The organism is Massilia pinisoli (genome assembly GCF_024753285.1).
GTDB classification, from domain to species: Bacteria; Pseudomonadota; Gammaproteobacteria; order Burkholderiales; family Burkholderiaceae_D; genus Telluria; species Telluria pinisoli.
In genome coordinates this window covers 1-1,181 of the sequence record NZ_JANUGW010000058.1, presented here as the reverse complement: position 1 = coordinate 1,181, position 1,181 = coordinate 1, and the positions used below count along the sequence as shown (strand labels likewise).

General features: G+C 52.0%; 1 rRNA gene. It reads left to right on the top strand.

Going from position 1 to position 1,181, the window contains the following annotated elements:
* Positions 1 to 20: 20 nt before the first annotated feature.
* A 23S ribosomal RNA gene (locus NX784_RS28720) occupies positions 21 to 1,181 on the top strand; the annotation flags it as partial.

Below are 1,181 nucleotides of genomic sequence, written 5' to 3'. Positions count from 1 at the left end.
TGCAGGGGCCAACGTTATAGGGACAAGTGAATAAGTGCACATGGTGGATGCCTTGGCGATTACAGGCGATGAAGGACGTAGTAGCTTGCGATAAGCTGCGGGGAGTGAGCAAACACACTTTGATCCGCAGATTTCCGAATGGGGAAACCCGGCCTTTTAGGTCATCGCATACTGAATACATAGGTATGCGAAGCGAACGCGGCGAACTGAAACATCTAAGTAGCTGCAGGAAAAGAAATCAACCGAGATTCCCAAAGTAGTGGCGAGCGAAATGGGAAGAGCCTTGTACGTGATAGTCGACTGGATAGTGGAACGCCTTGGAAACGGCGGCCATAGCGGGTGATAGCCCCGTACACGAAATCCGGACGGTGGTACTAAGCGTACGACAAGTAGGGCGGGACACGAGAAATCCTGTCTGAAGATGGGGGGACCATCCTCCAAGGCTAAATACTCGTAATCGACCGATAGTGAACCAGTACCGTGAGGGAAAGGCGAAAAGAACCCCGGGAGGGGAGTGAAATAGATCCTGAAACCGTGTGCATACAAACAGTCGGAGCCTCTTCGTGGGGTGACGGCGTACCTTTTGTATAATGGGTCAGCGACTTACATTCAGTGGCGAGGTTAACCAGATCGGGGAGCCGTAGAGAAATCGAGTCCGAATAGGGCGACAGTCGCTGGGTGTAGACCCGAAACCAGGTGATCTACCCATGGCCAGGATGAAGGTGCGGTAACACGCCCTGGAGGTCCGAACCCACTAATGTTGAAAAATTAGGGGATGAGCTGTGGGTAGGGGTGAAAGGCTAAACAAACCTGGAAATAGCTGGTTCTCTCCGAAAACTATTTAGGTAGTGCCTCAAGTATCACCATCGGGGGTAGAGCACTGTTATGGCTAGGGGGTCATTGCGACTTACCAAACCATTGCAAACTCCGAATACCGGTGAGTGCGAGCTTGGGAGACAGACGTCGGGTGCTAACGTCCGGCGTCAAGAGGGAAACAACCCAGACCGCCAGCTAAGGTCCCAAAGATTGGCTAAGTGGAAAACGAAGTGGGAAGGCTAAAACAGTCAGGATGTTGGCTTAGAAGCAGCCATCATTTAAAGAAAGCGTAATAGCTCACTGATCGAGTCGTCCTGCGCGGAAGATGTAACGGGGCTAAGCCAGTCACCGAAGCTGCGGATATG